The organism is Burkholderia sp. S-53, from assembly GCF_025560745.1.
Taxonomy (GTDB): Bacteria; Pseudomonadota; Gammaproteobacteria; order Burkholderiales; family Burkholderiaceae; genus Burkholderia; species Burkholderia pyrrocinia.
Genome location: NZ_CP090483.1, coordinates 761,175 through 787,930, shown reverse-complemented (window position 1 = coordinate 787,930; position 26,756 = coordinate 761,175). Strand labels below are relative to the sequence as shown.

Here is a 26,756-nt window from a genome sequence, read left to right as displayed (position 1 = left end):
TCCATGACTAATCTGGCACTCTTTGACCTCGATCACACGCTGATCCCGACCGATAGCGACCACGAATGGGGCCGCTTCATGGTGAAGCTCGGCATCGTCGACGCGGAAAGCTTCTCGCGTCAGAACGATCAGTTCTTCGCCGACTACAAGGCCGGCAAGCTCGACATCCACGCGTACCTCACGGCGATGCTCACGCCGCTCGCGAAGTATTCGCGCGCGCAGCTCGCCGAATGGCACGAGCAGTACATGCACGAGGTGATCCGGCCCGCGATGACGCCCGCCGCGCTCGAACTCGTGCGCCAGCATCTCGATGCGGGCGACCTGTGCTGCGTCGTGACGGCGACCAACGAATTCATCACGCGCCCGATCGCGACCGCGTTCGGCGTCGACACGCTGATCGCGTGCGAGGTCGAAACGACCGACGGGCATCCCGATTCGCCGTACACGGGCCGGCCGACCGGCACGCCGAGCTATCGCGAAGGCAAGATCGTGCGTACCGAAGCGTGGCTCGCATCGCTCGGCAAGCACTGGGACGACTTCGCGCACAGCTACTTCTACAGCGACTCGCACAACGACATCCCGCTGCTCGAGAAAGTCACCGACCCGATCGCGACCAACCCTGACGACACGCTGCGTGCGCATGCAAGCAACCGCGGCTGGCGTATCCTCGATTTATTCTGAACGTCGTGATCAAAAAATTCATCCGCAAGCTGCTCGGCCAGGACGAAGCCCAGCAAACGCCCCCCGAAGCGGCTCCGGCCGACGAAGCGGCCCCTGCTGCCCCGCGCGCCGCAAAAGGCGCCCGCAGCGGCGGCACGAAGAAGCCGCGCAGCAACCATGAGCCGACCGTCGTGCCGGCCAGCGTGCACCAGATCGATCCGTCGCTGATCTCGAGGAATGCCGTGCGCGTGACCGACACGCTGCAGCAGGCAGGCTTTCGCGCGTTCATCGTCGGCGGCGCAGTTCGCGACCTGCTGCTCGGCATCGCGCCGAAGGACTTCGACGTCGCGACCGACGCGACGCCGACCGAAGTGCAGCGCCTGTTCCGCCGCGCGCGCCTGATCGGCCGCCGCTTCCAGATCGTCCACGTGCAGTTCGGCCAGGAACTGATCGAGGTATCGACGTTCCGCGCGCTGGTCGATGCGCCGCCCGAGGCTGCGGCATCGGCCGAGCCGCCGAAGCGCCTGAAGCGCGACGAACTCGATCGCCGCACGCACGCGGTCGACGCGAGCGGCCGCGTGCTGCGCGACAACGTGTGGGGCGAGCAGCACGAAGATGCGGCGCGCCGCGACTTCACGATCAACGCGATGTACTACGACCCGTCGACGCAGACGGTGCTCGACTATCACGACGGGATGGCCGACATGCGCGCCCGCCTGCTGCGGATGATCGGCGACCCGGCCACGCGCTTCCGCGAGGATCCGGTGCGGATGCTGCGCGTCGTGCGCTTCGCGGCGAAGCTCGGCTTCGAGATCGAGCCGCACACGCGCGAGCCGATCAACGCGCTGGCCGACCTGATCAACAACGTGCCGGCCGCGCGCCTGTTCGACGAAATGCTGAAGCTGCTGCTGTCGGGCCACGCGCTCGCGTGCCTGAAGCAGTTGCGCAAGGAAGGCCTGCACCACGGGCTGCTGCCGCTCCTCGACGTCGTGCTCGAACAGCCGCAGGGCGAGAAGTTCATCACGCTCGCGCTGAACAACACCGACGCGCGCGTGCGCGCCGGCAAGACGGTATCGCCGGGCTTCCTGTTCGCGACGCTGCTGTGGCACGACATGCGCCAGCGCTTCGAGCAATACACGGCCGAAGGCGAGATTCCGGTGCCGGCGCTCCATCGCGCGATGGACGACGTGATCGACATGCAGACCGAGAAACTCGCGATCCACAAGCGTTTTTCGGCCGACATGCGCGAGATCTGGGGCCTGCAGTTGCGCCTCGAGAAACGCTCGGGCCGCAGCGCGATGCGGCTGCTGGAACACCAAAGATTTAGAGCGGGGTATGATTTCCTCCTGTTACGCTGCGAATCCGGCGAGCTCGATGCCGAAGTCGGACAGTGGTGGACGGATTTCATCGAAGGCGACGCGGCTGCCCGCGAGGCATTGCTCACGCAGGGTGGCTCGAAGGAAAAATCGCCCCGCAAGCGGCGCCGCCGCGGCGGTGCACGAAACCGCAAGCCGGGTGAAGGTGCCGCCGAGCAGGCACCGGACACCGCGGACGGTTCCGACGACTGACGCGCGCGCCGGCGAACGACGTAGGAAGTGATGCCATGACGGTTGCATATATCGGACTGGGGGCGAATCTCGGCGATGCACGCCAGACCCTGAAGGACGCGGTGGTGTGCCTTGCGCAGCAGCGCACCATCTCGGTCCTCGGCAAATCGAGCCTGTATCGCACGGCGCCGTTCGAAGCGGGCGGCGACGATTACTACAACTGCGTCGTCAAGCTCGACACGACGCTGTCGGCCCGCGAGCTGCTCGCGCTCTGCCAGAAGATCGAACATCACTTCGGGCGCGAGCGCCCGTATCGCAACGCACCGCGCACGCTCGACCTCGACATCCTGCTGTTCGGCGCCGACTCGATCGACGAACCCGACCTGATCGTCCCGCACCCGCGCCTCACCGACCGCGCGTTCGCGCTCGTGCCGCTCGTCGAGATCGATCCGGCACTCGACATCCCCGCGCGCGGCCGCGCCGACGCGTTCCTCGCCGCCGTCGCGGACCAGCGCGTCGAGAAGGTGCAGACCTGCCAGTGCCTGATGCAGAAGGCGCTCGCCGCGGCCGACGACACCGACAAGAACCGCTGCCGATGACCCCGACTCCGCTGACCGTCACCGCGCCCGACTTGCGCGCCCCGCACCGCTATCTCGTGATCGAAGGCCCGATCGGCGTCGGCAAGACGACGCTCGCACGCCTGCTCGGCGAGCGCTGGTCGATGCAGCCGCTGCTCGAACGCCCGCAGGACAACCCGTTTCTCGAGCGCTTCTATCGCGACACCGCGCGCTACGCGCTGCCCGTGCAGCTGTCGTTCGCGCTGCAACGCGCGCAGCAGGCGCGCGAGCTGGTCGGCGCGCTCGAAACCGGCCGCCCCGTCATTGCCGATTTCATGCCGCAGAAGAACGACATCTTCGCGCGGCTGAATCTGCCGGAAGACGAATGGCAGCTCTACCGGTCGATCGCGACGCACGTGGACGTGCCGCAGGCGCCGTCGCCCGACCTCGTCGTCTATCTGCAGGCGAGCCCCGAAGTGCTGTTCTCGCGCATCCAGAAGCGCGGGCTGCCGATGGAGCTGCAGATCAGCGACGCGTACCTGCGCTCGCTCGTCGACGCGTACAACGAATTCTTCTACCACTACGACCGCACGCCGGTGCTGACGGTCGCCGCGGAACACCTGAACCCGCTGGATTCCCCCGAAGATCTTGCGCTGCTGATCGAGCGCATCGAGACGATGCGCGGCCGCAAGGAATTCTTCGTCAAGGGCGAGACGACGCGCTGACGCGTCCCGCCTGCCGTTCCTCACCCATCGAACCGAATCTCCCATGACCTATCTCCAGGAATCGAGTCGCCCTGCCGTGACGGTGCCCAAGCTGCAGGCAATGCGCGACGCCGGCGAGAAGATCGCGATGCTGACCTGCTACGACGCGAGCTTTTCCGCACTGCTCGATCGCGCGGGCGTCGACGTGCTGCTGATCGGCGATTCGCTCGGCAACGTGCTGCAGGGCCACACGACCACGCTGCCCGTGTCGCTCGACGACATCGCATACCACACCGCCTGTGTCGCACGCGCGCAGCCGCGCGCGCTGATCATGGCCGACCTGCCGTTCGGCACGTACGGCACGCCGTCCGAGGCATTCGCGAACTCGGTCAAGCTGATGCGCGCGGGCGCGCAGATGGTCAAGCTCGAAGGCGGCGAATGGCTGGCCGACACGATCCGCTTCCTCGTCGAACGCTCGGTGCCCGTGTGTGCGCACGTGGGCCTCACGCCGCAATCGGTGCACGCGTTCGGCGGCTTCAAGGTGCAGGGCAAGACCGAGGCAGGCGCTGCGCAACTGCTGCGCGATGCGCGCGCGGTCGAAGCGGCCGGCGCGCAGGTCGTCCTGCTCGAGGCCGTGCCGACCCTCGTCGGGGCCGAGGTCACGCACATGCTGCGCGTTCCGACGATCGGCATCGGCGCGGGCGCGGACTGCTCGGGGCAGGTGCTCGTGCTGCACGACATGCTCGGGATCTTCCCCGGCAAGCGGCCGCGCTTCGTGAAGGATTTCATGCAGGGGCAGCCGAACATCCAGGCGGCCGTCGAAGCGTACGTGAGCGCGGTGAAGGACGGTTCGTTCCCCGGTCCGGAACATTCGTTCTGACTGGCGGCCGGCAGCTCGTTTGCCGGCACGCGGATGTGAAAAAGCGCGGCGCCCTTTGCGGGGCGCCGCGCTTTTGTTGGTACGCTGCATGAGTGAAGGTTCGCGGCATCGGCACACGCGCGGCGCGCGATCCATCACGTCATCGCTGCATCACTTCAATACCGCGTCGAGCGCGCCGCGCAACGCATTGGTCAGCAACAGCGCCTGCGCGCGTGCAAGATCGTCGCAGGTCACGACGCGCTCCGTCGCGCCGAACGCGCGATCATCGAGCAGCACGCCGCGCATCACGCCCGGCAGCACGCCGGACGCCAGCGGCGGCGTCACCCACTGGCCGTCGAGCTTCACGAACAGGTTCGAGCGCCCGCCTTCCGTCACCTCGCCGCGCTCGTTGACGAACAGCATGTCGAAGCCGCCGAGCGCCTCCGCCGCCTGCCACGCGCGATCGTATTCGGCGCGGCGCGTCGTCTTGTGCAGCAGCAGCGCATCGCTCGCGCGGGTCGCCGCGAAACCGTGGGCGGACGCCAGCAGCACGCCGACCGGCCCCGCCGGCAGCGGCTTGAGCGGTGCCGCAACGATCGCGACCGTGCCGTCCTTCGCGAGCGAGAGCTTCATCCGGTAAGCGCCGTCGCCATCGAGCGCCGCGCAGCGCGCGTCGATCTCGCGGCGCAACGCATCGGCGTCGAAGCGAAAGCCGAGCGCATCCGCGCTGCGCTGCAGCCGTGCGAGATGGCGCTCGAGATGCCGGATGCCGTCCGCACGCGTGGCGGCGGTCGTTTCGAACAACTGGAAGCCGGGATCGGCATCCGTCAGGAATCGCGCTTTCAATTCGCACTCCGCATATTCGTCGGCCGCGACGCTGTCGAGCACGATGCCCGCGCCGACGCCCATCGTGCCGCGGCGCCGGCCGCCGGTTGCCGTTGCCGGATCGCGTGCTTCGGCATCGGCGCCAGCCGCGCCTTCACCGGCAGCACCTTCGCCGGTAGCATCGAGCATCAGCGTGCGGATCGCGACCGACAGGCAGAAATCGCCGCAACCGGCCGCGCGATTGCCGGGCGCATCCGAACCGGCGCCTTCGTTCGGCGCATCGAGCCAGCCGATCGCGCCCGTATAGAGCCCGCGCGGCGTCGACTCGATCGCGTCGATCAACTGCATCGTCATGTGCTTCGGCGCACCCGTGATCGATCCACAAGGAAACAACGCACGCAGCATCTGCGCGAACGTCGTGCCGGCGCGCCAGCCGGCCTCGACCGTCGACGTCATCTGCCACACCGACGCATACGGCTCGACGGAGAACAGCGCCGGCACGCGAACCGTACCGGTGCGCGCGATCCGCGACACGTCGTTGCGCAGCAGGTCGACGATCATCACGTTCTCCGCGCGGTTCTTCGGATCGCTCGCGAGGAACGCGGCGGCCGCCGCATCTTCGCGGGGATCGGCCGAACGCGGCGCGGTGCCCTTCATCGGCCGTGCGCGCAGCACGTCGCCGTGCTTCTCGACGAACAGTTCCGGCGAGCACGACACGACCCACGCGCCGCCGGGCAACGCGATCAGCGCGCCATAACGCACGGGCTGGCGCGCGCGCAGCCGCCGGTACAGCGCGAGCGGCGTGCCGAAGACGTCGAAATTCAGCCGGTATGTGTAGTTGATCTGATACGAATCGCCCGCGCGCAGCGCGTCGTGCACCGCGGCGATCGCCGCGTCGAACGCGTCGCGCGACACGCTCTTCGCGACATGCGCGACACCCGCGATCGACGGCGAGCCGCCGCCGTCCTGCTGCGCGAGCCACGCGTCGACTTCGTCGCGCGACAGGTGCTCGCAGCGCGCGTATAGCAAAAAGCGCAGCGGGGCATCGCCCGGCTGCGCCCGTTGCAGGTTGCGTCCGAATTCGTAAGCGCCGACGACCACCGCATGCAGCCCGTCGCGCAGGTCCTGCGCCACCGCCGCATCGACTTCATCGAGCCGCGCCGGGTCCGTGCACACGCGTTCGCGCACGAAGCCGGAATACAAGCGACTCGACCGCGCGGACGCGGTCGAGTCGCAATCGTCCAAGAGCGCGAACGACGCGCTCTCGCTGCCTTCAGTCATGCGATTACTCGAAGAAGCTCTTCACACGGTCGAACCAGCTCTTGCTCTGCGGGCTGTGACGCGCGCCGCCCTCGGCCAGCGACTTCTCGAACTGCTTGAGCAGTTCGCGCTGGTGGTCGGTCAGCTTCACGGGCGTCTCGACCTGCACATGGACGTACAGATCGCCCGCGATGCTCGAACGCAGCCCCTTGATACCCTTGCCGCGCAGGCGGAACGTCTTGCCCGACTGCGTGCCTTCCGGCACCGGGAACGACGCACGGCCGGCCAGCGTCGGCACCTCGATCTCGCCGCCGAGCGCGGCGGTCGTGAACGGGATCGGCATCTGGCAGTGGAGATCGTCGCCGTCGCGCTCGAACACCGAGTGCGGCTTGATGTGGATCTCGACGTACAGGTCGCCCGGCGGCCCGCCGTTGATGCCCGGCTCGCCGTTGCCGGCCGAGCGGATCCGCATCCCGTCGTCGATCCCGGCCGGAATCTTCACTTCGAGCGTCTTGGTTTCCTTCACCTTGCCCGACCCGTGGCAGTGCACGCACGGCTCGGGGATGTAGGTGCCCGTGCCATGGCACTTCGGGCAGGTCTGCTGGATGCTGAAGAAGCCCTGCGACATGCGCACCGTGCCCTGGCCGTGACAGGTCGGGCAGGTTTCCGGCTTCGTGCCGGGCTTCGCGCCCGACCCGTGGCAAACCTCGCACGACACCCAGCTCGGCACGCGGATCTGCGTGTCGTAGCCGTGCGCGGCCTGCTCGAGCGTGATTTCCATGCTGTAGCGCAGGTCGGCACCGCGATACACCTGCGGGCCGCCGCGGCCGCCGCGCGCAGCGCCACCCGCGGCCTGGCCGAAGATGTCGCCGAAGATGTCGCCGAACGCATCCGCGAAGCCGCCGAAGCCCTGTGCGCCCGCACCGCCCATGTTCGGATCGACGCCCGCGTGGCCGTACTGGTCGTACGCGGCCCGCTTCTGGCTGTCCGACAGCATTTCATAGGCTTCCTTCACCTCCTTGAAATGCTCTTCCGCATCCTTGTTGTCCGGATTGCGGTCAGGGTGATACTTCATCGCAAGCTTGCGATATGCCTTCTTGATTTCGTCGTCGCCCGCATTCTTCGCGACGCCCAGAACCTCGTAGTAATCCCGTTTCGCCATATCGATTCACTGTGCCGCCACGCATCGCGCACGCGGCGGCTCCTTTCGCCTGCAGTAAAGTCTCTCGACTCGTCTGGCGCTGCGCCGTCCGCGGACGGCTCGCGCAGCACCCGCCAAAAAACAAATGTGCCCGGAGGGCCGCGAAGCCCGCCAGGCGTGGAGTCGATCCGGCCATCCGGAAGGAAAGACAGACCGCTTTTCAGTCACTTGTCAGCCGCGCCGCGCGCGTTTGAGCGCGCGGCATGCGGTGCCATCGCAACCCGGCTTAGTCCTTCTTCACTTCCTTGAACTCGGCGTCGACGACGTCGTCGGCAGCCTGCTGCGCGCCACCCGCGTGGGCCGCGCCTTCCGCTGCACCCGCCGCGCCGGCGGCACCCGCCTGCTGGGCCTGCATGTCGGCGTACATCTTCTCGCCGAGCTTCTGCGACACCTTGCCGAGCTCCTCGACCTTCGCGTCGATCGCAGCCTTGTCGGCCGACGTGTCCTTCAGCGCTTCCTCGAGCGACTTCAGCGACGCTTCGATGGCTTCCTTCTCGCTCGCGTCCAGCTTGTCGCCGTACTCGGCGAGCGCCTTCTTCGTGCTGTGGACCAGCGCGTCGCCCTGGTTGCGCGAATCGGCCAGCTCGCGCAGCTTGTGGTCTTCCGCTGCGTTCGCTTCCGCGTCCTTGATCATCTGGTCGATTTCAGCCTCGGACAGACCCGAGTTGGCCTTGATCGTGATCCTGTTTTCCTTGCCGGTCGCCTTGTCCTTCGCGCCGACGTGCAGGATGCCGTTCGCGTCGATGTCGAAGCTCACTTCGATCTGCGGCACGCCGCGCGGTGCCGGCGGGATGCCTTCGAGGTTGAACTCGCCGAGCAGCTTGTTGCCGGCCGCCATTTCGCGTTCGCCCTGGAACACCTTGATCGTCACGGCGCCCTGGTTGTCGTCCGCGGTCGAATACACCTGCGCGTGCTTGGTCGGGATCGTCGTGTTCTTGCTGATCATCTTCGTCATCACGCCGCCGAGCGTCTCGATGCCGAGCGACAGCGGGGTCACGTCGAGCAGCAGCACGTCCTTGCGGTCGCCCGACAGCACCTGGCCCTGGATCGCCGCACCGACTGCAACGGCTTCGTCCGGGTTCACGTCACGGCGCGGATCCTTGCCGAAGAACTCCTTCACCTTCTCCAGGACCTTCGGCATGCGGGTCTGGCCGCCGACCAGGATCACGTCGTCGATGTCCGACACCTTGACGCCGGCGTCCTTGATCGCGATGCGGCACGGTTCGATCGTGCGCTCGACGAGGTCTTCCACCAGCGCTTCCAGCTTCGCGCGGGTGATCTTCAGGTTCAAGTGCTTCGGGCCCGACGCGTCCGCCGTGATGTACGGCAGGTTGATTTCGGTCTGCTGGCTCGACGACAGCTCGATCTTCGCCTTTTCGGCGGCTTCCTTCAGGCGCTGCAGCGCGAGCACGTCCTTCGACAGGTCGACGCCCTGCTCCTTCTTGAACTCGCCGATGATGTAATCGATGATGCGCTGGTCGAAGTCTTCGCCGCCGAGGAACGTGTCGCCGTTGGTCGACAGCACTTCGAACTGCATTTCGCCGTCGACGTCCGCGATCTCGATGATCGACACGTCGAACGTGCCGCCGCCGAGGTCATACACGGCGATCTTGCGGTCGCCCTTCTCGGCCTTGTCGAGACCGAACGCGAGCGCGGCTGCGGTCGGCTCGTTGATGATCCGCTTGACTTCGAGGCCCGCGATGCGGCCGGCATCCTTGGTCGCCTGGCGCTGGCTGTCGTTGAAGTACGCCGGCACCGTGATCACGGCTTCCGTGACCGGCTCGCCGAGGTAGTCTTCGGCCGTCTTCTTCATCTTGCGCAGCACTTCCGCCGAAACCTGCGGCGGCGCGAGCTTTTCGCCGTGCGCTTCGACCCATGCATCGCCGTTGTCGGCCTTGACGATGCTGTACGGCATCAGGCCGATGTCCTTCTGGACTTCCTTCTCTTCGAAGCGGCGGCCGATCAGGCGCTTCACTGCGAACAGCGTGTTCTTCGGGTTGGTCACCGACTGACGCTTGGCCGGCGCACCGACGAGCACTTCGTTGTCGTCCATGTAGGCGATGATCGACGGCGTCGTGCGCGTGCCTTCAGAGTTCTCGATGACCTTGACCTGGTTGCCTTCCATGATGGCGACGCACGAGTTCGTGGTGCCGAGGTCAATACCGATGATCTTTCCCATTTTTTCCTAATCTCCAGAAATGCCTGTTTGCTGCGCGAATCCCCGCATTTTTTGGCGGTTTCGCGCGCCAGAATTCAACTCTGTTCCCGAAATGCGTCCGTCCGGCCCGTTTTCAAGACCCGACAGGCGATGCGGATATTAAATTTTTTCAATCGCCGGCGGCCGGTTCATGGCTCGCCGCCGCGATCTTCGCGCGGGCCGCCGAAACGGCCGCCTGGAACTGCGCGAGACCATGCCAGCCGGTCGCGCGGCCGAGGCGCTTGCCGCGGTGGAAAAAGAACCACGTCGGCACGCCGTGCAGCCCGAAGCGGCGCCCGAGCTGATGGTGTTCGTACACGTTGCAATGGAACCACTTCAGGTCCAGCGCGCGGATCGCGTCGGGCTGGGCGAGCATCGCCTTCTTCGCGATCTCGCAATTGAAGCAGTCGACACCCCAGAAGAACACCACCGCCAGCGCATCGCCGGCGCCGTCGATCCCCGCATCGAACGTGTCGGCGGCCAGCGCCTGCATGTCGAATGCGTCGAACGCGGCCGGATCGACGCCGGCGGGAACCATAGCGGCTGCCTTACTTCGGCTGCGCGACGGTGACGAGCGCCGGACGCAGCACGCGGTCGGCGATCGTATAGCCCTTTTGCAGCACCGTGACGACGGTATTCGGCTCCTGCTCGGCCGGCACCATCGAAATCGCCTGGTGCTGGTGCGGATCGAACTTCTCGCCGACCGGGTTGATCGCGACGACTCGACCCTTCTCGAGCGCGCTCGTCAGCTGGCGCAGCGTCAGTTCGACGCCTTCGCGCACCTTCGCGATGTCGCCGGACGTATCGCTGACGGCCGCTTCCAGGCTGTCCAGCACGGGCAGCAGGTGCTCCGCGAAGCTCTCGATCGCAAACTTGTGCGCCTTCGAGACATCGTCCTGCGCGCGGCGGCGCACGTTCTCGGTCTCGGCCTTCGCCCGCAGGAAGCTCTCCTGCAGCTCGGCGACCTTGGCTTGAGCCTCCGCGAGCGCCGCGTCGGCTGCTTCGGCGGCGGGCGCAGCGCCTTGCGCCGCCTGCTTCTCGCTGCCGATGTCTTCGGCCGATTGGGTAGCCGGGTTCTCTTGCGTGTTTTCCATGTCGCTGAAAGTCGATTAGAGGTTGTAGCCAAATCGGCAACCGCCGGACCGTATAACCGGCGGCACCGCACATCGTTGGTGCAAATAAGGGCGAAAACTGCGATTTCAAGAGGGTTATTCGCCGGCATTCGCCAATGCCGCGAAACAACCGCGCGTCTCGCCGGTGCATGCCCCGCAGCGTTCGCCAGACGGGGCGAAACGGCCTGTAACAACGCTTACCCGGCAAGTACTAGCTCGGCACAGCGCGGCTGCACTACACTCCACTCAAGCGTCGGAAAAGCGTGTTTACCCTAGCTGACTGTCGCCTTACATCCACCTGGCGCCTTTTTCACCCGTCTTCTCGAGGGGAGTACCGTGAAACTGACCTTTGCGATTTCGGTGGTCGCGCTGGTACTCATTGCCGGCACCACCACCATCTGTCTGTCGGGAGCCGTCACCGACCGCACGACCGAATACGGAAGCGCGCGGGCGACATTCGACCAGATGTTCAGCTCCCACCAGAAAATCTGTCGATGATGCGCCGGTCGCGCTTCGTCGGCCGGCCGTGCAGTTCGGCCGCCGGCTCGCGATACGTGCGGCGCCGCTCCAGTTCGGCGAGCCGCGCGGCCCGCCCCGCTTCCGTTTCCGCGTAAAGCGTCTGCGCGACGCTGGCAGGCCCGCGCACGTCGCACACGCCCAGCACGGCAATGTGCCAGACGATGCCGTCGATCGCAATCTCGACCTCGTCGCCGACGCGCACCTCCTTCGCCGGCTTGATCGCCGCGCCGCCGATCTTCACGTGCCCCTTGTCGACCGCATCGGTCGCGAGCGAGCGTGTCTTGAAGAACCGGGCCGCCCACAGCCATTTGTCGATGCGCAGCTTCGCGCCCGGTTCCGTGGAAATCTTGTAGTTCATGTCAGCCTCCGCCGGGCCGCCCCAACGACGCGGATCGCCCCCTCGGGGCGCAACGAATGAAATGAGCGCGGGAGTCGTTCCATGTCAGCTCACCGTTTCGGGCTGCGCGGCCCTGACGGGCCAGCCCTGCAGGTTCTCGGCGACGATTTCGCCAATCGCGCCGAGCCACGCGGGCGCGCCGTTCAGGCACGGAATGCGGTGGAACGCCTTGCCGCCGCCGGCGAGGAATTCGTCGCGCACTTCCATGCCGATCTCCTCGATCGTCTCCAGGCAGTCGGCCGTGAAACCGGGGCAGAACACGTCGGCCCGCCGCACGCCGGCCTCGCCGAACTCGCGCAGCGTCGGCGCGGTGTAAGGCTGCAGCCATTCGGCCTTGCCGAAACGGGACTGGAACGTGACGCGGCATTCTGTCGTCGACAGCCCGAGCACGGCCATCAGCAGCGCGCCCGTCTGCTGGCACTGGTCGTGATACGGATCGCCGAGATCGAGCGTGCGCTTCGGCACGCCGTGAAAGCTCAGCACGAGCTTGTCGCCGGCCGCGAAGTCGGGCCGGCCGTGCTGCGCCCAGTACTGGCGCACCTGCTCGGCCAGCGCGTGGATATAGGCCGGATGATCGGCGTAGTGCCGCACCGTGCGCACCTCCGGCTGGTTGCGCATGCGCGCGAGCGCGGCGAATGCGGCATCGAACGCGGTGGCCGTGGTCGACGCCGAGTATTGCGGATACATCGGCATCAGCAGCACGCGCTCGACGCCCGAGCGCTTGAACTGCGCGAGCGCGTGCGCAATGTTCGGGCTGCCGTAGCGCATCGCGTAGTCGACGAGCACGTGATAGCCGTTCGACACGAGCAGGTGCCGCACGCCGTCGGTCTGGCGCTCGGTGTGCACGCGCAGCGGCGAGCCTTCGGGCATCCAGACGGCCGCATATTTCTTCGCGGACGCGCGGCCGCGCAGCGGCAGGATCAGCGTGCGCAGCAGCACCTGCCACACGGCCTGCGGAATCTCGACGACCCGCGGATCCGACAGGAATTCGGCCAGGTAGCGCCGCACCGCGCGCGGCGTGGGGGCGTCGGGCGTGCCGAGATTGATCAGCAGCACGCCGATGCGATGGGCGGCCGCGATGCTCGAAGGCGGCTCAAGATCGAAACGCATGGGCAAGAACGTGCTCGGGGCACGAGACCGGACGGCTCTCAATTATAGCGGGCCGCCCCGTGCCGTTCGGCCGACTGTCGGCGCAGGCGGCGCTGCGGCACGATGACGGGGCGGGATCGGGCTGGCGATCGCAGCTTACTGCTGGCTCAGCGTGAGCGACAGCAGGCGAGCGGTGATGTCGACGATCGGTATCACGCGGTTGTACGCCATGCGGGTCGGGCCGATCACGCCGAGCGTGCCGACGATCTGCCCGTTCACCTCGTAAGGCGCGGTGACGACGCTCATTTCCTCGATCGGCACGAGCGTCGATTCGCCGCCGATGAAGATCTGCACGCCCTGGGCGTGGCTCGACACGTCGAGCAGTTGCAGGAGGCCCGTCTTTTGGTCGAACACGTCGAACAGCTTGCGCAGCCGCGCCATGTCGGACGAAAGATCCGCCACTTCGAGCAGGTTGCGCTCGCCGGAAATCAGCACGGTGTCCTCGGTGTCGGGCACCTCGGTGCTGGCCGTCACCGCCAGATGCATCAGCGCGGTCATGTCGCCGCGCAACTGGTCGATCTCGTCGCGCAGGCGGCGGCGCACCTCGTCGAACGACAGGCCGGCGAAATGCGCGTTGATGTAGTTGGACGCCTCGGTCAGCTGCGACGGCGAGTAGTCGCGCGGCGTCGCGAGCATCCGGTTCTGCACGTCGCCCTCGGGCGTGACGATGATCAGCAGGATGCGCTTGTCCGACAGGCGCATGAACTCGATCTGCTTGAACACGTGGCTGCGCCGCGGCGTCAGCACGACGCCCGCGAACTGCGACAGGTTCGACAGCACGCTCGCGGCGGCCGCCACCACCCGCTGCTGCGGCTCGCCGGCCTGCAGCGTGTTCTGCACCTGCCGCGCGACGGCCTCGGCGTCGATCGGTGCCTCGACCGTCAGCATCGTGTCGACGAACAGCCGGTAGCCGCGCGGCGTCGGCACGCGGCCGGCCGACGTGTGCGGGCTCGACACGAGGCCGAGCTCCTCCAGGTCGGACATCACGTTGCGGATCGTTGCCGGGCTCAGCTCGAGCCCGGAGTAACGGGACAACGTGCGCGATCCGACTGGCTGACCGTCGGCGATATACCGTTCGATCAGGGTTTTCAGGAGGGTTCGTGCGCGAGGATCTAGCATGGTGGAAAATTTTAGCGCAACCGCGCGACCGCGGCGAGTGGCGTCGGCCACCATTGCGCGGGCCGGCCCGATCCGGCCCCGCCGTCGCACAGCCGGTTCTTTTCGTCAACGAGCTATGGTGTAATGCCGGCATGAAAACCGGTAATCAGTTCAACACTGTCGCGCTCGTCGGCCGGAGCAACACGCCCGGCATCGCCGAGCCGCTCGCCACCCTGGCTGCCAGCCTGGCGAAGCTGGGCTTCGAGGTCGTCTTCGAAGGCGATACCGCGCGCGAGTTCGGCATCACCGGCTATCCGGCGCTCACCCCGGCCGAAATCGGGGCGCGTGCGGACGTGGCGGTCGTGCTGGGCGGCGACGGCACGATGCTCGGCATCGGCCGCCAGCTTGCGCCGTACCGGACCCCGCTGATCGGGATCAACCACGGGCGGCTCGGCTTCATCACGGACATCTCGGCGGCCGACATGCATGCACGCGTCCCGGTGATGCTGGCGGGCAAGTTCGAGCGCGAGGAGCGCTCGCTGCTCGAGGCCCGGATCATGCGCGACGGCGAACCGATCTACCACGCGCTCGCGTTCAACGACGTCGTCGTGAACCGCAGCGGCTTCTCCGGGATGGTCGAGCTGCGCGCGTCGGTCGACGGCCGGTACATGTACAACCAGCGTTCGGACGGCCTGATCGTCGCCACGCCGACGGGTTCGACCGCGTACGCGCTGTCGTCGGCCGGCCCGATCCTCCATCCGCAGCTCCAGGGCATCGTGCTCGTGCCGATCGCGCCGCACGCGCTGTCGAACCGGCCGATCGTGCTGCCCGACGATTCGAAGATCGCGATCCAGATCGTCGGCGGGCGCGACGTCAACGTGAATTTCGACATGCAGTCGTTCACCGCGCTCGAACTGAACGACACGATCGAGGTGCGCCGCTCGAAACACACGGTGCCGTTCCTGCACCCGGTCGGCTACAGCTATTTCTCGACGCTGCGCAAGAAGCTGCACTGGAACGAACACGCATCGAACGAAGACGACAAGGCGTCCTGACGCCCCTCCGCCCGACACCATGCTCCGCCACCTCTCGATCCGCGACTTCGTCATCGTGGCCGCGCTCGATCTCGAATTCGACAGCGGCTTTTCCGTCTTTTCCGGTGAAACCGGCGCCGGGAAATCGATCCTGATCGACGCCCTCGCCCTCGCGCTCGGCGAACGTGCCGACGCGAGCGTCGTGCGCACCGGCTGCGGCCGCGCCGACATCACGGCCGAATTCACGCCGCACGACCGCGTCGCGCGCTGGCTCGACGAACACGCGTTCGACGCCGAGGACACCGTGATGCTGCGCCGCGTGATCGACGCGAACGGCCGGTCGCGCGCGTTCATCAACGGCACCAGCGCGACGCTCGCGCAACTGCGCGAACTCGGCGAAATGCTCGTCGACATTCACGGCCAGCACGCGCACCAGTTGCTGATGCGGCCCGATGCGCAGCGCGAGCTGTTCGACACGCACGCGGGGCTCGTCGCCGATGCCGCGAACGTCGCGCGCGCGTGGCGCGTCTGGCGCGACGCGACGCAGGCGATCGACGCCGCGAAGGCGCACGAGCGCGAGCTGCAGCTCGAACGCGAAAAGCTCGCGTGGCAGCTCGCCGAGCTCGACAAGCTCGCGCCGCAAGCCGGCGAATGGGACGAAGTCAGCAACGAGCACAAGCGCCTGTCGCATTCGGCGAACCTGATCGAAGGTGTGCGCGGCGCGCTCAACGCGCTGTCCGAGTCCGACGACGCGATGCTCGCGCAGCTCGGCGCGATCGTGTCGAAGCTGCGCAGCCTAGCCGACTACGACACCGCGCTCGGCGACGCGCTCGCGTCGCTCGAACCGGCCGAGATCCAGCTGCAGGAAGCCGTCTATTCGCTGTCGCACTATGCGCAGCGCGTCGATCTCGATCCCGAGCGGCTCGCGCAGGTCGAAACGCGCCTCGATGCGCTGCACTCGACCGCCCGCAAGTTCCGGCTGCCGCCGGACACGCTGCACGAAGAACACGCGGCCCGCCGTGCACAGCTCGCCGCGCTCGACGCGGCCGCCGATCTCGGCGCGCTCGAGGCGGTGCAGGCCAAGGCGCGGGAAGCCTATCTCGCCGACGCGAAACACCTGTCGAAGGCACGCGCGCAGGCCGCCAAGGCGCTGGGCACGGCCGTCACGGCCGGCATGCAGGAACTGTCGATGGCGGGCGGAAGTTTCGAAGTCGCGCTCGTGCCGCTCGCCGACGGCGGCCCGCACGGGCTCGAGCAGGTCGAGTTCCGGGTCGCCGGGCACCCCGGCGTGCCGCTGCGGCCGCTCGGAAAAGTCGCGTCGGGCGGCGAGCTCGCGCGGATCAGCCTCGCGCTCGCCGTGATCGCGAGCGCGGCGAGCCCGACGCCGACGCTGATCTTCGACGAAGTCGATACGGGGATCGGCGGCGGCGTCGCCGAAGTGGTCGGCCGCCTGCTGCACCAGCTCGGGCGCGACCGCCAGGTGCTGTGCGTGACGCACCTGCCGCAGGTCGCCGCGCGCGGCGACCACCACTTCCAGGTCGCGAAAGGCGCCGACGACCGCGGCGGCACGGTGTCGACGGTCGTCGCACTCGACCGCGCCAACCGGATCGAGGAAGTCGCACGGATGCTCGGCGGGCTCGAGATCACGGCGACGACGCGCAAGCACGCGAAGGAAATGCTCGCGGCCTGAGCGCGGCCGTGATGCTGTCCCGGCCACGCCGAACGGGTTCGCACCGTTCGGCCTTCACGGCGGCGCGCCCGTAGACGAAGCGCCCGCAACCCGCCCCGCCGTCGTTCAAACGCCCGTTTCAACCGTCCCGAACACCCGCTCCCACAGCGCCGTCACGGCCGCCCGCTCGTCGGCCACCACGGCCGGATCGACGCGCGCCTTCTCCATCCCGTCGAGCCGCAGTTTGTGCTGCAGCTTCCGGTACTTGCGGTAGGCCGCGCCGACGCGTTCGGCCTCGTCCTCGCCCATCAGCCCGAAGCGCGCGACCTCGCGCAACAGCGCGATGTTGCCCGTGTTGCGGATCAGCTCGGCGTCGCTCGACGCGTGCAGCAGCACCCAGTACTGGACGATGAACTCGATGTCGACCATCCCGCCGCGATCGTGCTTCAGGTCGAACAGCTCGGTCTGGTTCGGGTGGCCGGCAAACACCTTGCCGCGCATGTCGACGATCTCCTTCGCGAGCACGCCGCCGTCGCGCGGCGTCGTCAGCACCTGCTGGCGGATCGCCTCGAAGTCCGCGCCGATCTGCGCGTCGCCCGCGCTGTAGCGGGCGCGCGTCAGCGCCTGGTGCTCCCACACCCACGCGGTGTTCGCGGCGTCGCCCTCGCGCAGCTGGTAGCGGCGGAACGCGTCGAGATCGGTGACGAGCAGCCCGGCCTCGCCGTTCGGCCGCAGCCGCAGGTCGATGTCGAACAGCGCACCCGCGCCGGTCGCCGTCGTGAGCCACGTGATGAGCCGCCGCGTGAAGGTCGTGTAGACGTCCGCCGAGCGCTCGTCGGGGTCGTCGTACAGGAAGATCAGGTCGAGATCCGATGCATAGCCGAGCTCCTTGCCGCCCAGCTTGCCGTACGCGATCACCGCGAATTTCGGCACGTCGCGATGGCGCTTCGCGAGCTGCGACCAGACGACTTCGATCGTCACGTCGAGCACCGCGTCGGCCAGCTCGGACAGCCGGTCGCTCACATGCTCGACCGACAATTGCCCGGCGAGATCGATCAGCAGGATCCGGAACACCTCGGCGTGCTGCGCATGCCGCAGCAGGTCCATCTGCTGCTCGGGGCCGTCGGCCGCCGCGAGACGCGCGCGCAGCGCGTCCTTGAACGCGGGCCAGTCGAACGGGCTCGCGATCGCCTCGTCGTCGAGCAGTTCGTCGAGCAGCTGCGGGTGGCGGATCAGGTAGCCGCCGCCCCAGCGCGTCGCGCCGAGCACCGACAGCACGCGGTCGAGCGCGGCCGGATATTCGGTCAGCAGCGCGAGATAGACGCCGCGCCGGCTGACCGTCTCGAGCAGGTCGAACAGGCGCACGATCGTGTCGTCGCGGCGCGCGGCGTCGATCCGCGGCGCGGCCTCCAGCGCGCGCTGCGCGACGCGGTCGAAGCGGTGCCGGCTCTTTTCCGGCAGGCCCGTGTAGCGCGACGATTGCCAGACCGCGCGCAGCCGCGCGAGCACGGCCGCCGGATCGGCGAAGCCGAGGCCGTCGAGGCGGGCCGCGAGCGCGTCGTCCTCGCCGTCGTCGGCAAGCGCGCCGCTCCAGATCCACGCGGCGGCCGTCTCTTCGCCCGCGCCGCAGGGCGCGCCGTTCACCTTGTCGGCGAAGATCTGGTCGAACTGCGCCTCGACGAAGTTCCGGTACTCGTCCAGCACCGTCATCAGCGCCGCATAGTCGGCAAAGCCGAGCGACGCGGCCAGCGCCGCGCGTTCGTCGGGCTCGACCGGCATCGCGTGCGTCTGCGCGTCGTTGCGGTACTGCAGCCGGTGCTCGAGCGTGCGCAGGAAGTTGTAAGCGTCGGTCAGGCGCGCGCGCACGTCCTCGCCGATCAGCCCGCGTGCCTGCGCATGGCGCAGCACCGCGAGCGTCGGCCGCACGCGGAACTCCGCGTCCTGGCCGCCGCGGATCAACTGGAACACCTGCGCGCTGAACTCGATCTCGCGGATCCCGCCGCGGCCGAGCTTGATGTCGTCGGCCTTGTCGGGCCGCATCGACGCGCGGCGCGCGGCTTCCTGCCGGATCTGCTGGTGCAGCGAACGGATCGCGCCGATCACGCCGAAATCGAGATAGCGGCGGTACACGAACGGCTTGACGATCGACTCGAGCTGCGACTCCAGCCGCTGCGCCGCGTCGCTGTCGCCTTCCGACACGAGCCGCCCCTTGATCCATGCATAGCGCTCCCACTCGCGCCCCTGCACGTAGAAATATTCCTCGAGCATCCCGAGGCTGCACACGAGCGGCCCCGAATCGCCGTTCGGGCGCAGCCGCATGTCGACGCGAAACACGTAGCCGTCGGCCGTGACCTCGGACAGCACGCCGATCAGGCGCCGGCCGAGCCGCGTGAAGTATTCCTGCGTGGACAGCGGCGCGCGCGCGCCGCCGGTCGTCTCGCCGTCGTCCTCGTACACGAAGATCAGGTCGATGTCCGACGACACGTTCAGCTCGCGGCCGCCGAGCTTGCCCATCCCGACCACGCCGAGCACGACGCGCTGGCCGTCGGCACCGCGCGGCTCGCCGTACAGCGCCTCGAGCTCGGCCGACAGCAGCGCAAGCGAGCGCTGCACGGCCACCTCGGCGAGATCGGTCATCGCGCCCGTCACCTCGGCGACGTCCGCCAGCCCGCGCAGGTCGCGCTCCGCAACCGCGCCGAACGCCTCGGCACGCAGCTGCCGCAGCGCGCGCTTGAGTTGCTCCTCGGACGGCGCCCCCGCGCCGTCCGGCATCGCGAGCAGTTCGGTGAGGCGTGCATCGAGCTGCGCGCGGGCGAGCGGCGCGGCGGCCCACGCGGCGACCTGCTCGGCCAGCGCGGGCCGCGCGGCGGCCGCGCGCGCGATATAACGGGAATAGGACGTGCTGATCAGGGCGGAAGCGTCGGTCATCGAGAAGCGGGCCTGGCGGTAAGGCCGGCAGGCAGCAGGCAAACGCGTGCGCGCCCCGCTGCCGACCGGCCCCATGGACTCGGCGCGGCATCGCGGGACGCGCGTGCGTCCGCCGCGACACCGCGCGCCGGAAAGCCCGTGCCGTGCTGCCGCAACGGCCGCCGGCACGAACCCGTGTGATACATTTCAACGTCAATCTGCAAAACTACCATATCGTCGCCCTTCCGCCGCATGTCCGACCGTCAGGAATCCGCCGTAGCTGCGCCCGAAGCGGGACCTCCGAAGCACGATCATCCGGTCCTGCGTCGCGTGTTCAAGGTGACGCTGGCAGTCGGGATCGGCACCTACTTCGTTGCGGCCGGCGCGTTCCTCGGGCTGCGCTACGTGCTGCTGCCCCGCATCGACGAATACCGCCCGCGCATCGAGCGCCTCGTGTCCGACAAGCTTCACGCGCAGCTTTCGATCGGCAGGCTTTCCCCGAACTGGTCCGGCATGCAGCCGGGCGTCGAACTCACGAACCTGACGATCCGCGGCCGTGACGGCAAGGTCGCGCTGTCGGTACCGCACGCAACGGCCGCGCTGTCGTGGATGTCGCTGCTGCGGCTGTCGCCCGCGCTGTCGAGCCTGATCGTCGACGAGCCCGACCTCGTCGTCGCGCGCGCGCCCGACGGCTCGCTGAGCGTCGCGGGTGTCGGCGTCGCAACGACCACCCACGGCGGCAACGACACGTTCGGCACGTGGCTGCTGAAGCAGGAAGCGATCGTGCTGCGCGGCGGCACGCTGCGCTGGCGCGATGGGCAGCACGACGCGCCGGAGCTCGTGCTGTCGGGCATCCGGATCGCGGTGCTCAACAACGGCCGCGTGCACCGGGCCGCGCTGCAGGCGCCCGCGAACGGCACGCTGCTGCTCGGTCCGCTCGATTTCCGCGCGCGCTTCACGCACAAGGCGCTCGCGCCGATCGGCAAGCCGTCGAACTGGACCGGCGACGCGTACCTGTCGACCGGCCCCGTCGATCTGCAGACGCTCGGCCGTTATCTCGACATCCCGCTCACGATCCATGCAGGCCGGATCGACAACGCGATCTGGGCGACCTTCCGCGACGGCCGGCTGCGCTCGGCGGGCGGCGACCTGCAGGGCGCCGACGTCGCGCTGCGCGTGCGGCCGACGCAGCCGCGGCTCGACGTGCCTGCGGTCGAGTTCGGCTGGGACATGGCGATGGACACGGGGCACGACTACACGCTGCACCTGTCGCGCTTCCACGCGGAACTCGGCCAGCCGCCGCTCGACGACGGCACGCCGCTCGCCCGCTCGCTCGCGCTGTCGACGCTGACGGCCCGCTACCGCGTGCCGACGGCCAGCCAGGGGCAACTGATCAGCGTCGCCGGCGACCGCGTCGATCTCGGCATCCTCAGCGAATTCATCCGCGGCCTGCCGCTGCCGGCGCACCTGCGCAACGAGCTGATCAAGCTCGACCCGCGCGGGATGGTGTCGAACTATCACATCGAGGTCGAGCGCGCGAAACCGGCGCGGGCCGACCTCGCGGAAGAGGAGCGCCGTACCGGCGCCGCGCCGATCGTCCGCTATCGCTTCCTCGCCGATCTTCAGGGCATCAGCGTCGCCGCGCAGGAGCCGCCGCCCGGCCTGTCCCCGCGCGGCCACCCGCGCGCGGGCTGGCCCGGCATCGAGAACCTGTGGGGCCGCGTCGACGCGAACGAAACCGGCGGCACCGCGAAATTCGATACGGTCAACGCGGCTGTCACGGTGCCCGGCGAGTTCGACGAGCCGCGCCTGACGTTCGACCGGCTGCGCGGCAACGCCAAATGGGCAATCACGCCGGTGCCCGGCGACAAGCACGCGCGTGTCGACGTGAGCTTGCCCGACCTGCTGGTCGTGAACCCCGATGCCGAAATCGCGGTGTCGGGCTCGTACACGAACCCCGGCCACGGCCGCGGCACGCTCGACCTGCGCGCCGAGTTCGCACGCGCGTCGGTGGCGCGCATTCCGCGCTACCTGCCGACCGGGATGTCCGAGCACCTGCGCACCTATCTCGGCCACGCGCTGCAGGACGGCAAGGTGACCAGGGGCGCGTCGATCGTCGCGCGCGGTCCGCTCGAGAAATTCCCGTTCGAACACGAGCCGGACGCCGGCGTGTTCCACATCGTCGCGCCGTTCACCGGCGGCCGCTTCGAACCGACGCCGTATCCGCCGCGCAAGCTCGCGAACGGGACGCCGAGCGTCTGGCCGGCGCTCGACGGCATCGACGGCGTGTTCGAGCTCGCGCAGAACAAGCTGCGCTTCGACATCGAGCGCGCGCACTACAAGCGCGTCGCGTTGACCAAGGTCGCGGGCCGCATCGACGATCTCGGCAATCCGTCCCACTCGCCGCTCGTCATCGACGGCCATGCGCAGGGCCCGCTCGCCGACCTGATCGACTACGCGGACAACAGCTCGCTCGGCACGATGAGCGGGCATGTCGGCCAGCGGATCGACGCGCAGGGGCCTGCCTCGCTCGCGCTCAAGATCACGATTCCGCAGCACGTCCCGCATCCGCACACGCACATCGAAGGCGCGCTCGCGTTCGGCGGCAACACGCTGTCGACCAGCGGCGTGCCGCCGTTGTCCGCGCTGCGCGGCAGCGTCCGGTTCACCGAGGCCGGCGCGTCGCTGCACGAGCTGTCGGGGCGCTTCCTCGGCGGCCCGGTGCGCGCGAACGGCAACTTCCAGTCGCACGGCCCGTACGCGGTGGACGTCGACGGCCGGCTCGCGCTCGACGCCGCGCGCGGCCTGAACCTGCACGGCGCGGCCGCCGCGCTGCTCGAGCACGTGGTCGGCGACGCGCCGTACAAGGTCGCCGTACGCGGCGCGCCGGGCCGCCTGCCCGACGTCACCGCGCGCTCCGACCTGACGGGCGTCGCGCTGAACTTCCCGGCGCCGTTCGCGAAGGCGGCCGGCACGCCGATGCCGTTCAGCTTCACGCTGCAGCCGGCCCCGCAGACCGACGGCAAGCGTCTCGAACACGCCGACCTGACGCTCGGCCCCGTGACGGCGACCTACCTGCTCGACGCGACGCGCGGCCAGCCGCTGCGCGCGGTGCGCGGCGCGATGGGCGTCCACCGGATGCCCGACATGCCGCAGGAAGGCGTGAGCGCGGCCGTCGACGTCGGCGAACTCGATGCCGACGCGTGGCTCGCGCTCGCTCGCACGCTGAAGTCCGACACGCCGCGCGCGCCGGAGCCTCAGGCGCCGTCGCGCGTCGATCTCGCGAGTTTCGCGCCGAAGCGCTTCGCGCTCCACTTCGGCACGCTGAAGCTGCTCAAGCGCAACTGGGAAAACGTGATCGTCGGCGCGTCGCACGTCGACGAGCTGTGGCAGGCGAACATCGCGTCGAACCAGGTGTCGGGCTACCTGTCGTGGGCGCCGGGCGGCGGCCACAACGGCGCGGGCGTACTGAACGCGCGGCTCGCGAAGCTCGTGATTCCGGACAGCGCGCAGCACGACCTGGTCGGCCGCGCGATGAACCTGCCGACGCCGACCGACCGCCCGATACCGTCGGTCGACCTGATCGTCGACCAGGTCGTCGCGCGCAACCACGACATCGGCCGCCTCGTCGTCAATGCGCGCAATATCGACGAAGAAGGCACGCCCGTGTGGCAGCTCGACAAGCTGGAACTGTCGAACCCGGCCGCGAAACTGACGGCGACCGGCAACTGGCGCACGTCGCGCCGCGCGCTCGCCCGCGGCGTCGACGAAAACGACGCGCCGCGCCGCTCCGTGTTCGACTTCAAGCTCGACATCGACAACGCGGGCGCGCTGCTCGACCGCGTCGGCCTGCCGCGCACGCTCGCGGACGGACACGGCACGGTAACGGGCAAGGTCGGCTGGCGCGGCGGCCCGACCGCGGTCGACTTCCCGTCGCTCGGCGGCCAGGTTGCAGTCGACCTCGAACACGGGCAGATCCTGAAAGTCGATCCGGGCGCGGCGAAACTCCTTGGCGTGCTGAGCCTGCAAAGCCTCGCGCGCTTCCTGACGCTGAATTTCCGCGACGTGGTCGGCACGGGGCTGCCGTTCGACAAGATCACGGGCACCGGCCGGATCTCGAACGGCATCGCGCGCACCGACGACTTCTCGATGACGACCGCGCCCGCGAACGTGACGGTGCGCGGCGCGGTCGACCTCGGCACCGAGACGCAGGATCTGCACGCGCACGTCGCGCCGAAGATCGGTGCCGGCACGGCGGCGATCGCGGCCGCGATCATCAATCCGCTGCTCGGCGTCGGCGTGCTGGCCGCGAACTACGCGCTGTCGGAAACGCTGTCGCACGCGTTCGCGCTCGACTACGCGATCACGGGTTCGTGGGCGCACCCGCACATCGAGCGGGTGCGGGGCGATCAGGGTAAGATGAATCACGGTCCGGCCGATGCGACGAGCCACTGAGTGCCGCGCGCTGCCGGGCCGCACCCCATTTATGACGCAATCGATCCCGCGATGACCGACCACACCCGTTCCGCCACGCCCTTCCGGGTCGCCGCGCTGCAGATGGTGAGCACGCCGGACGTCGCGCGCAATCTCGCCGAAGCCCGCCGCCTGATCGCGGAAGCGGCCGGCGAAGGCGCGCAGCTCGTGCTGCTGCCCGAGTATTTCTGCTTCATGGGCCACCGCGATACCGACAAGCTCGCGCTCGCCGAACCCTACCAGGACGGCCCGATCCAGCGCTTCCTCGCGGACGCCGCGCGCCGCCACGGCATCTGGGTGATCGGCGGCACGCTGCCGCTGAAGGCGCCGGAGCCCGATCGCGTGCTGAACACGACGCTCGTGTTCGATCCGTCCGGCAACGAGGCCGCGCGCTACGACAAGATCCACCTGTTCAACTTCGAGAAAGGCGACGAGTCGTTCGACGAGGCGCGCACGATCCGCGCGGGCGATACGGTCGTCGCGTTCGACGCGCCGTTCGGGCGGGTCGGCCTGTCGGTCTGTTACGATCTGCGCTTTCCCGAGCTGTATCGCAGGATGGGCGACTGCATGCTGATCGTCGTACCGTCGGCGTTTACGTATACGACGGGCCGCGCGCACTGGGAAACGCTGCTGCGCGCGCGGGCCGTCGAGAACCAGTGCTACGTGCTCGCGGCCGCGCAGGGCGGCAAGCACGAGAACGGCCGGCGCACCTGGGGCCACAGCATGCTGATCGACCCGTGGGGCGAGATCGTCGCGGTCCGCGACGTGGGCGCAAGCGTCGTGCTCGGCGGAATCGATCCGCAGCGCATCGCCGACGTGCGCCAGAGCCTGCCCGCGTGGCGGCACCGCGTGCTGACCTGAATCCGATGCCCCGCTTGAAACGCCGCGCGGCCAACCCATCTGCCCAGAAGCACCCGACAACTTTTTGAGAAACCCCGATATCCGCATGAACATCATCGAACCCGGCATCCGCAACCTCGCGCTGGCGAAGGACATCCTGCTCACGCCGTACGGCCTCGACGAAAGCCTGCTCACGCGCACGATCGCCGACATCTTCACGCATCGCGTCGACTACGCGGACCTGTACTTCCAGGCGACCCGCAGCGAAGCGTGGAGCCTCGAGGAAGGCATCGTCAAGTCGGGCAGCTTCAGCATCGACCAGGGCGTCGGCGTGCGCGCGGTCGCGGGCGACCGCACCGCGTTCGCATACTCGGACGACCTGTCGCCCGAAGCGATCGCGCAGGCGGCCGCGGCCACCAAGGCGATCGCGGCAGCCGGCGGCGGCCGGCAGAAGATCAAGGCGGCGACGTCGCTGAAGGGCATCTCGGGCCGCGACCTGTACCTGCCGTCCGATCCGCTCGCGTCGCTCGACGCGACGGCCAAGGTCAAACTGCTCGAGCGCATCGAGCAGATGGCACGCGGGCGCGACCCGCGCATCACGCAGGTGATGGCGGGCCTCGCGGGCGAATACGACGTCGTGCTCGTCGCGCGCAGCGACGGCGCGCTCGCGGCCGACATCCGCCCGCTCGTGCGCGTGTCGGTTACCGTCATCGCCGAACAGAACGGTCGCCGCGAAATCGGCTCCGGCGGCGGCGGCGGCCGCTTCGACTACGGCTACTTCACCGATGAAGTGCTGTCGCGCTACGTCGACGACGCCGTGCACGCGGCGCTCGTCAACCTCGACGCACGCCCCGCGCCGGCCGGCGCGATGACGGTCGTGCTCGGGCCGGGCTGGCCGGGCGTGCTGCTGCACGAGGCGATCGGCCACGGCCTCGAAGGCGACTTCAACCGCAAGGGCTCGTCGGCATTCGCGGGCCGGATCGGCGAACAGGTCGCAGCCAAGGGCGTGACCGTCGTCGACGACGGCACGCTGCCGAACCGCCGCGGGTCGCTGAACATCGACGACGAAGGCAACCCGACGCAGTGCACGACGCTGATCGAGGACGGCATCCTGAAGGGCTACATCCAGGACACGCTGAACGCGCGCCTGATGAAGATGCCGGTCACGGGCAACGCGCGGCGCGAGTCGTATGCAGCGCTGCCGATGCCGCGCATGACGAACACGTACATGCTGAACGGCGACAAGGATCCGCAGGAAATCATCGCGTCGGTGAAGAACGGCCTGTACGCGGTGAACTTCGGCGGCGGCCAGGTCGACATCACGAACGGCAAGTTCGTGTTCTCGGCGTCCGAGGCGTACATGATCGAGAACGGCAAGATCACCTACCCGGTGAAGGGCGCGACGCTGATCGGCAGCGGCCCCGAGTCGCTGAAGTACGTGAGCATGATCGGCAACGACATGTCGCTCGACACGGGTGTCGGCGTGTGCGGCAAGGAAGGCCAGAGCGTACCGGTCGGCGTCGGCCAGCCGACCCTGCGGATCGACAAGATGACGGTCGGCGGTACGGCATAACCGCATCGCGGCGCAGACAATCCGCGCATTTTGAAGAAAACGCGCGGATTGTCCGCATTTTCGACGTTTCCCGGTTGCCAGCCGCTCGGCGACGGGGTATAAATTCCGAATCAACTTTTTTGACGAACCGAATCCCCGTCATGTCTGCCAAGTTTTACTTTTATTTTTTTTGGCA

General features: G+C 68.4%; 20 protein-coding genes. 11 read left to right on the top strand and 9 right to left on the bottom strand.

Features of this window, described 5'->3' with window-relative positions:
• Nucleotides 1-3 precede the first annotated feature (3 nt).
• The 5 genes from LXM88_RS08650 to panB are packed head-to-tail and all read left to right on the top strand — an operon-like array spanning nt 4 to nt 4,348.
• Nucleotides 4-681, top strand: coding sequence for an HAD family hydrolase (locus tag LXM88_RS08650; RefSeq protein WP_262541086.1), 678 nt, complete (start codon nt 4-6; stop codon nt 679-681).
• Nucleotides 682-686: 5 nt separating this feature from the next.
• A complete protein-coding gene (gene pcnB / locus LXM88_RS08645) occupies nt 687-2,228 on the top strand; it encodes a polynucleotide adenylyltransferase PcnB (protein WP_262541085.1) in 1,542 nt (513 codons plus the stop codon).
• 35 nt (nt 2,229-2,263) lie between these two features.
• Nucleotides 2,264-2,806, top strand: a complete 543-nt coding sequence (gene folK, locus LXM88_RS08640) for a 2-amino-4-hydroxy-6-hydroxymethyldihydropteridine diphosphokinase (protein WP_262541084.1) — start codon at nt 2,264-2,266, stop codon at nt 2,804-2,806.
• Nucleotides 2,803-3,489: a deoxynucleoside kinase gene (locus LXM88_RS08635; protein WP_262541083.1), complete on the top strand. Its 687-nt coding sequence runs from the start codon at nt 2,803-2,805 to the stop codon at nt 3,487-3,489. The genes folK and LXM88_RS08635 overlap by 4 nt, the downstream gene beginning before the upstream one ends.
• A gap of 43 nt (nt 3,490-3,532) precedes the next feature.
• Nucleotides 3,533-4,348, top strand: coding sequence for a 3-methyl-2-oxobutanoate hydroxymethyltransferase (panB, locus tag LXM88_RS08630; protein WP_262541082.1), 816 nt, complete (start codon nt 3,533-3,535; stop codon nt 4,346-4,348).
• Nucleotides 4,349-4,498: 150 nt separating this feature from the next.
• Here the strand turns inward: panB and LXM88_RS08625 are convergent, their stop codons facing one another.
• The 5 genes from LXM88_RS08625 to grpE form a co-directional block, all read right to left on the bottom strand.
• Nucleotides 4,499-6,433 (bottom strand): bifunctional anthranilate synthase component I family protein/class IV aminotransferase, encoded by a 1,935-nt coding sequence (locus LXM88_RS08625; protein ID WP_262541081.1) that lies wholly within the window; start codon nt 6,431-6,433, stop codon nt 4,499-4,501.
• A 4-nt stretch (nt 6,434-6,437) separates the two neighbouring features.
• Nucleotides 6,438-7,574 (bottom strand): molecular chaperone DnaJ, encoded by a 1,137-nt coding sequence (dnaJ, locus tag LXM88_RS08620; protein ID WP_262541080.1) that lies wholly within the window; start codon nt 7,572-7,574, stop codon nt 6,438-6,440.
• A 265-nt stretch (nt 7,575-7,839) separates the two neighbouring features.
• The gene (gene dnaK / locus LXM88_RS08615) at nt 7,840-9,792 is read right to left on the bottom strand and encodes a molecular chaperone DnaK (RefSeq protein ID WP_262541079.1); all 1,953 of its coding nucleotides are present in this window, start codon (nt 9,790-9,792) and stop codon (nt 7,840-7,842) included.
• 148 nt (nt 9,793-9,940) lie between these two features.
• The gene (locus LXM88_RS08610) at nt 9,941-10,348 is read right to left on the bottom strand and encodes a thioredoxin family protein (RefSeq protein WP_262541077.1); all 408 of its coding nucleotides are present in this window, start codon (nt 10,346-10,348) and stop codon (nt 9,941-9,943) included.
• A 10-nt stretch (nt 10,349-10,358) separates the two neighbouring features.
• Nucleotides 10,359-10,904 (bottom strand): nucleotide exchange factor GrpE, encoded by a 546-nt coding sequence (gene grpE, locus LXM88_RS08605; protein WP_047899866.1) that lies wholly within the window; start codon nt 10,902-10,904, stop codon nt 10,359-10,361.
• 354 nt (nt 10,905-11,258) lie between these two features.
• On the opposite strand from grpE, the gene LXM88_RS08600 reads away from it, so the two are divergent.
• Nucleotides 11,259-11,420 (top strand): hypothetical protein, encoded by a 162-nt coding sequence (locus LXM88_RS08600; protein ID WP_006476841.1) that lies wholly within the window; start codon nt 11,259-11,261, stop codon nt 11,418-11,420.
• On the opposite strand, the gene LXM88_RS08595 is transcribed toward LXM88_RS08600, so the two are convergent.
• The 3 genes from LXM88_RS08595 to hrcA form a co-directional block, all read right to left on the bottom strand.
• Nucleotides 11,392-11,799 carry an RNA-binding S4 domain-containing protein gene (locus LXM88_RS08595; protein WP_047899865.1) on the bottom strand — a complete coding sequence of 136 codons (408 nt, stop codon included), beginning with the start codon at nt 11,797-11,799 and terminating at the stop codon, nt 11,392-11,394. The two genes, LXM88_RS08600 and LXM88_RS08595, sit on opposite strands and share 29 nt — an antisense overlap.
• Before the next feature lie 84 nt (nt 11,800-11,883).
• Nucleotides 11,884-12,948, bottom strand: a complete 1,065-nt coding sequence (gene hemH, locus LXM88_RS08590; protein ID WP_262541069.1) for a ferrochelatase — start codon at nt 12,946-12,948, stop codon at nt 11,884-11,886.
• A 135-nt stretch (nt 12,949-13,083) separates the two neighbouring features.
• Complete coding sequence (hrcA, locus tag LXM88_RS08585; RefSeq protein WP_096472512.1) at nt 13,084-14,106, bottom strand: heat-inducible transcriptional repressor HrcA; 1,023 nt, start codon at nt 14,104-14,106, stop codon at nt 13,084-13,086.
• Nucleotides 14,107-14,237: 131 nt separating this feature from the next.
• On the opposite strand from hrcA, the gene LXM88_RS08580 reads away from it, so the two are divergent.
• Together LXM88_RS08580 and recN are read left to right on the top strand one after the other, a co-directional pair.
• Nucleotides 14,238-15,140 carry an NAD kinase gene (locus LXM88_RS08580; protein WP_262541068.1) on the top strand — a complete coding sequence of 301 codons (903 nt, stop codon included), beginning with the start codon at nt 14,238-14,240 and terminating at the stop codon, nt 15,138-15,140.
• Nucleotides 15,141-15,159: 19 nt separating this feature from the next.
• Nucleotides 15,160-16,809 carry a DNA repair protein RecN gene (gene recN, locus LXM88_RS08575; protein WP_262541066.1) on the top strand — a complete coding sequence of 550 codons (1,650 nt, stop codon included), beginning with the start codon at nt 15,160-15,162 and terminating at the stop codon, nt 16,807-16,809.
• Between the two features lie 105 nt (nt 16,810-16,914).
• Here the strand turns inward: recN and glnE are convergent, their stop codons facing one another.
• The gene (glnE, locus tag LXM88_RS08570) at nt 16,915-19,716 is read right to left on the bottom strand and encodes a bifunctional [glutamate--ammonia ligase]-adenylyl-L-tyrosine phosphorylase/[glutamate--ammonia-ligase] adenylyltransferase (protein ID WP_262541065.1); all 2,802 of its coding nucleotides are present in this window, start codon (nt 19,714-19,716) and stop codon (nt 16,915-16,917) included.
• 231 nt (nt 19,717-19,947) lie between these two features.
• On the opposite strand from glnE, the gene LXM88_RS08565 reads away from it, so the two are divergent.
• From LXM88_RS08565 to tldD, 3 genes are all read left to right on the top strand, one after another.
• Nucleotides 19,948-24,150 (top strand): YhdP family protein, encoded by a 4,203-nt coding sequence (locus LXM88_RS08565; protein ID WP_262541064.1) that lies wholly within the window; start codon nt 19,948-19,950, stop codon nt 24,148-24,150.
• A 51-nt stretch (nt 24,151-24,201) separates the two neighbouring features.
• Nucleotides 24,202-25,029, top strand: a complete 828-nt coding sequence (locus LXM88_RS08560) for a carbon-nitrogen hydrolase family protein (RefSeq protein WP_262541062.1) — start codon at nt 24,202-24,204, stop codon at nt 25,027-25,029.
• A gap of 85 nt (nt 25,030-25,114) precedes the next feature.
• Nucleotides 25,115-26,581, top strand: coding sequence for a metalloprotease TldD (tldD, locus tag LXM88_RS08555; RefSeq protein WP_262541061.1), 1,467 nt, complete (start codon nt 25,115-25,117; stop codon nt 26,579-26,581).
• Nucleotides 26,582-26,756 lie beyond the last annotated feature (175 nt).